General features: G+C 49.4%; 5 protein-coding genes. 3 read left to right on the forward strand and 2 right to left on the reverse strand.

Annotated elements, in window-relative coordinates; all coding sequences use genetic code 11:
* Together WC659_07115 and WC659_07120 are read left to right on the forward strand one after the other, a co-directional pair.
* Nucleotides 1-258: hypothetical protein (locus WC659_07115; protein ID MFA4873665.1), on the forward strand; the 258-nt coding region annotated here is incomplete at its 5' end.
* 21 nt (nucleotides 259-279) lie between these two features.
* Entirely contained in the window at nucleotides 280-2337 is a 2058-nt protein-coding gene (locus WC659_07120) for a hypothetical protein (protein ID MFA4873666.1), read from the forward strand.
* Nucleotides 2338-2483: 146 nt separating this feature from the next.
* Here the strand turns inward: WC659_07120 and WC659_07125 are convergent, their stop codons facing one another.
* Complete coding sequence (locus WC659_07125) at nucleotides 2484-2996, reverse strand: hypothetical protein (protein MFA4873667.1); 513 nt, start codon at nucleotides 2994-2996, stop codon at nucleotides 2484-2486.
* Between the two features lie 1682 nt (nucleotides 2997-4678).
* On the opposite strand from WC659_07125, the gene WC659_07130 reads away from it, so the two are divergent.
* A complete protein-coding gene (locus WC659_07130; protein ID MFA4873668.1) occupies nucleotides 4679-5440 on the forward strand; it encodes a putative metal-binding motif-containing protein in 762 nt (253 codons plus the stop codon).
* Between the two features lie 377 nt (nucleotides 5441-5817).
* Here the strand turns inward: WC659_07130 and WC659_07135 are convergent.
* The coding region (locus tag WC659_07135; GenBank protein ID MFA4873669.1) for a hypothetical protein at nucleotides 5818-6000 on the reverse strand (183 nt) is incomplete at its 5' end.

A 6000-nucleotide genomic window follows, 5' to 3' on the forward strand; every position in this document is an offset into this window, starting at 1 on the left:
CTTGTTGAGGAAACCGAGGGGTGGTGGGCAGGTCTTTGGGGTGAGAATGGTAAAGAAAAAAATGTTGCCCCCTATCAGTTATTGGTGCAAAAACAATCCGGTTCAAAAAATAATTTAGTTGGTCAAGTCGATTTCCCGAGTGACTGGGAAATAACGTCGCTTTACGGTCAGGGAACAAAAGCAGAAATGTCGCGAGTTATTATGGAAGCGTCGTTGGATTCTGACAAATTTTACTCATTTGGTTTTTTAATTGATTAGAAAATTAAATTAAAATATTTTATGCCAGAAGCGAAAATAAAAAAAAGTAGAAGCAAAAAGGTTAGCGCCGCGAAAGGGGCAATAGAAAAAAATGATGGAAAAAATGTAAAAATGATTGAAGCCGCGGAAAAGAGGGTAGAACTACCGCCGGCCAAAGAGGTAAAAATGTTTGAAAATAAAAAAAATAAAAATAAAGTTAGTTCCGTCGGGTCAAAAATCCAGACGCGGGACAAAAAGATTATTGAAAAAGAATTGTTTGAGATTTATAAAGATCAAAACGGAGAAATTCCAGATATGTCGAAAATTTATCATAAAAAGAAGAGCCGAGCTAAAAGGACTTTAATCGGTCTGGTAGCTTTTTTCGCTTTTTTAGCCGCGCTTTCCTGGGCTGGATTTTTCTTTTTTGGTCAGGGTAGAAATTTTAGCGGAGATAAAGTAACTTTGGAAATTATTACGCCCACAACGGTGGCCGGGGGAGATATGGTTGAATACACTATAAAATATAAAAATGGTGAGGGTGTGCCGCTTGGCCGGGCCGAGATTCAGGCCAAAATGCCGGAGACCTTTGTTTTATCCGAAACAGTTCCCGCTCCTTCTGAAGGAGATAATTTATGGCGGTTGGGGAGTTTGTCCGCCGGGAAAGAGGGAGAAATAAAAGTTAGGGGAGTTCTCCGCGGAGCAATTGATAATTTAGAAGCGTTTCAGGCAGTTTTAACTTATAAGCCGGCTGATTTTAATTCTGAATTTCAAAAAGTTGCGACAGCCGTGATGAAGATAGATCGCTCTGTCTTAGATTTAGAACTTTCCGGACCGTCAAGAATTTTAACTAAGAGTGAGGCGCTATTTAAGATTAAATATAAAAATACCGCCGCGATTCCGCTTCAGAACGTGAGAGTTTCTGTTCCCGCGCCGCAGGGTTTTTCTTTTAAAGAAAAAGCGGACGAGGCAGGAGTGTTAAGTTGGGATTTAGTGGAAATTTTACCGTCCGAAGAAAAGGAAATAGAATTTCACGGATCATTTGGCGAAGCGGTGGAGGGTGAAAAAGAAATTAAGGCAGAGATAGGTTTTTTTTCCGGCGATAAATTTTATTTACAGAAAGAAAACATTTTTAAAACAAACGTTTTGGCCGGGGCGATGGCCGTGACGCTTGTCGCGAACGGCGACTCCAAGGATCGGACAATAAATTTTGGTGATACCTTAAATTATTCTATTGCTTATCAAAATAAAGACAAAGCGGATTTGTCCGAGATTGAAATAAAAATGGTGTTTGAGTCGACTTCGCGCAATAATAAAATGATTTTAGATTGGGCTACATTGAAAGATGATGAAGACGGCGTGGTGCTCGGCACCCAACTTTCTCCGGAGGTTCGCCAGGGGACAATCACCTGGACAAAGCGGCAGATTCCCGCTCTCGCTAAACTCGCGCCGGGCGCGGAGGGGATGATTAATTTTCAGATCAAACTAAAACCGTTCTCTGAATTTCAGGGTTGGGATACTAAAGATTTTGAGATTAAAAGTTTAGTCGCGGTAAAAATCGGGAAAATGGGTTCGGAGACCGGGGAGGAAACAATTTTCAGCAACACAATTAATCTTAAAGTTAATACTAATCTCGGATTTCAAACGGAGGCACGATATTTTAATGACGATAATATCGCCGTGGGTAGCGGGCCTCAGCCGCCCAGGGTCGGAGAGGTTACGGCTTATCGGATTTTTTGGACGGTGACGAATTCTTTACATGAAATAGAAAATTTGCGTGTGAGCACGGTTTTACCAGAGAATATTAATTGGTCAAACAAATATGAGATTACGGCTGGAGAATTAAAATTTAACGAGGCGACCCGCGAAGTAGCGTGGACATTGAATCGGATGCCACTTGATATTCAAAGTTTGGGAATAAATTTTGAAGTGACGGTTACGCCGACTGCGGTGGAAAAAGGCAAACTTTTGACTTTGCTTTTAGGAACAAATCTGACTGCCACGGATAAATCAACCGGCGGGATAATTACAAAAGTCACCGACGCCTTAACTTCTAATCTTGATGGCGATCCCGCGGCCGAGGGTAGGGGAATTGTGAGATAGTAGATTTAAGATTATAGATTTAAAATTTTCGTAAAAACTAACGCTTAAGGGCGTTAGTTTTTTGTCTTGGTAGATTTTAATTAATTGTATTAAAAAAAGCCAGTCTCGACAGCATTCAGACTGCTGGTCGAAACTAGCTTAGCAACTTACCCCCTCTTAATTGCGTCAATGATTAGTGTCTCCACGGCGACACGATCTCCGAGATCCTGTATTTTCTCGGCTACAACTCGCGCAGCGCCCAAGTTGTGACTTTTCACAAGAGCTTCTGCGAGAATTTTGTATGCGCCGTCGCGCAGTCCGAATCGATCGTTCTCGTTGATCTGTTGTACGGCTGCGAGACATATTCTCAGGAAAGTCGTGAACACATCGCCGGCTAATTTTTCGATCGGAGACTGTTCACCCGTGCGAACAACCCAGCACGCATCTTCCTGCCCGCGGCGGAGGCGGGTCATTATGGACGCGTACGCTACAGTGCGATCGTATCCACTTGAGCATTTGTCAGCGGCCGTTCGAGCATCGCTTAGCAAGTCGAGAGTCACAAGTGCTTGGGTGATGTGCAGATAGGCAACGGAGCGCTCCCCCTCGTCTCGAATTCCTTCCGCCGAGGCAAGAACGGCAGCCAGGTCAGGCATCTTTCCCAACTTAGCCGCGATCGTCAAAAAAACCTTGACGCGAGTTCCTGCATCATCGATTTTTTTTACGAGGGCCCATGCTCTTTCGTAGTCTTGGGCTTTCTCCAACGCTTCATAGAGCTCTTCGAAGAGTTCGTTTTCCATCGTATTTCTCCTTTGTCTTCGATGGCGCAGAAACGATTATAAAATTTATCACAATATTTTAATTTTGTCAAGGTATTGTACAGTTAACGTCATGCTTTAACGGCTTGACAGTTTTTACCAATGGACTATGTTACAGGTATAGGATTGCTGTTGGAGGTGGTTCTTTGACAGTAAAAGCCACATGTTAGGTAGGTTCACGGCTGGTAGTCGTGAAGGAGGCAAGGCAAATGATGTGGAAGGTGTTCGGGGCCCTGGTTTGCGCTCTTTTTTTCTCCGGCTGCGGGGATGAAGCGGAGTGCAAGTGGGACGACAGCCGTCCCTGCGGGGTTTGGCCCTGCGAGGGTGAGCAGCGCTGTAACGCGGAAACGAAAACGTGGGCCGAGTGTTCTTCGCTCGACCGCTCCTGTGGCGACTGCTGTACCTGCGTTGAGGTTAGTGGTGGGGTACAGCCGCGCATGGAGAGGAACACGGGTGCTGCGGACTACTGCGACGGTCGGGATAACGACTGCGACGGTACCACCGATGAAGGAGTATATGGGGACACTTGCCCCTGCTCTCCGCCGGGGATCACACAGTTGTGCGGTACTGATGTCGGAGAGTGCAGTATCGGTATCCAGACGTGTACCATAGATTCCACTGGCCCTCCTCGTACGGACAGGACTTATTGGTCCGATTGCATTGGCGTAGTTGAGCCGGTCGACGAGACTTGCGACGGCGTGGACAACGACTGCGACGACGAGACGGACGAAGGTTGCGAGCCCGAGTGCGTTCCGGTCGACGAGACTTGCGACGGCGTGGACAACGACTGCGACGGCACAATCGATGAAGGCTGTTGCCTTGATCATGACGGCGACGGCTATCTTGGTACGCCAACGGGATGTGGCCCCGATTGCGGCGACGATTTTCCGGTGGGTCCATCTGTGCATCCGGACGCGCCAGAGCTATGCAACGGTTGGGATGATAACTGTGATGGCGTAATCGATGAAGGTTGTTCTCCTGTTGGACACCCTTGCGGCTCTGATGAGGATTGTGAGCCGGACATGCACTGCTTGAGGAGTGACCTATTCCCGGCAGGCTACTGCACGACCGATTGCGGCTTCCCCGGGTGGATGTATCCGTGCCGCGCGGGCTCAACATGCGGAATGGGTCTTGGTGATTACCATTGTTTTCTTCTGTGCGACGCAGACGGCTCCCCTTGCCCCGCCTACTCTTACTGTGACCGTGTCAATTCGGGAGAGAGACCGGACGAGAACGCCTGTCGTCCGGTTGAACTGGTAAGATCCTGCGGGAGGACTCTTGCCTGTGAGGGCACGCAGTCCCAGGGTGCTGGTGGACTTTGGAGCAACTGTTCCTCAGAGGGCATGCACTGCGGACCATGCTGTGTATGTGACGAAGAAGGAAACGAGAGTCTCACCCGGAGTGAAGAGGATCTCGATTGCCCACCAATTGATTGTAGCGCCCTGGGGGCACATTGTGGTGGTCCCTTTGGAGTCAATCCTCACATTTGGTACAGCTACTTTGGAACAGCAAGCAACGGTTGTCTGCACTTAGGTACTTGTCGATCTGTGCTCTATCCCTGTATTTCTTCTGATCATGTGGGGGTCGAACCCGATAGCGATGGGGATGGTTGGTCTGTTTCGTGCGGAGATTGCGATGTCGGTAATTCGGAGGTAAATGAAGGCCATATAGAAGTCTGTGGCGACGGGCTGGACAACGACTGCGACGACTTGACTGACGAAGATTGCTGCCGTGACGCAGACGGCGACGGCTATCTCGGCACGCCCGCCGGTTGCGGCGATGACTGCAACGACGGTAACGCCGCGGTTTATCCCGGCACGATGGAAATCTGCGACGGGCTGGACAACGACTGCGACAGATCAACCGACGTGATCGCGCCGCGCACCGTTGCCAATGTCGCCACCACCTACGAAGTCGGCTGCACAATAGATGGTATCTGTTGCGACTCGCCGAGCATCGGCGTGGTGCAGACCGCTGCTCTGGACCCAACCTGGTTTTCCGGCATGGCGCGGACTCGAGTCACGGCGGCGGTTGAGTATGCTTACTATGCCAACTCTTGCTGGAACGACGCTGAAATAGCCCTGAACGTGCATACGAGTGCAACCAACTATCGTCTGACTAGGGCTTTCCGATGCGAGGTTCAGCAAGCTACGTGTACTATCACGACTCCATGGGGTTATTTCGCTAACACATGGACCTTCAACGACGGCGAAGTCCCCTCGGACGTCAACCTCGAAGTAGTGCGAGACGGCGACAACGGCGTCAAGTACCGCAACTGGCGGGCCACGGTTGAGGTAGACTGCTACTGATAAGCGACGCGGGTCGGCAAGGAGGGCTGATCCGTTACTGCTCGTTCTCAAGGAAGAGGCGAGCAGTTTTTTTATTGACAAATTGTTATTTATAAATTAGATTGATGACAGAAGGAGGACAGACGATGTCTGAAATCGGGTGGAAGTTGGCTTGGCTTTCCTTGACGGCCGTTTATTACACTGACCGCCAGGTCCGGGATGTGCTGCGGTGTCTGCTTTCGGGGGCGGACACTTTGCTCAACGAAGGGCCCAAGGAGTGTCTTTGCCGCATCGTGGATATCGTGTTTCCGGAGTCGCTGATTCCGGACGGACGCGACTAGCACTGATGTACGCGCGGAGGCCTGGGGTGTCAAGGGTGAACCAAAAGTTCGCCCTTTTTATTTTATAAAAAAAGGCGGCAGGAGCTCCAGGGGGAGCTTCCTGCCGGTTTGATTCATCTGCCGTTCGCCGCGGAGCGGAGCAGGTCCACCTGGTTTGGGACCATCCTCCTCGTCCCATGTCGACCGCAGCGGGAGCAGTGCAGAGAATATTCGTTGTCCACGACGACGGTCAGGATCCTC

The organism is Patescibacteria group bacterium (assembly GCA_041645165.1).
Lineage (GTDB): Bacteria > Patescibacteriota > Patescibacteriia > 2-02-FULL-49-11 > 2-02-FULL-49-11 > 2-02-FULL-49-11.

What these genes read in the sequence shown, in the direction of transcription:
- WC659_07120 (MFA4873666.1), top strand. Translation starts at nt 280, where the DNA reads ATGCCAGAAGCGAAAATAAAAAAAAGTAGAAGCAAAAAGGTTAGCGCC.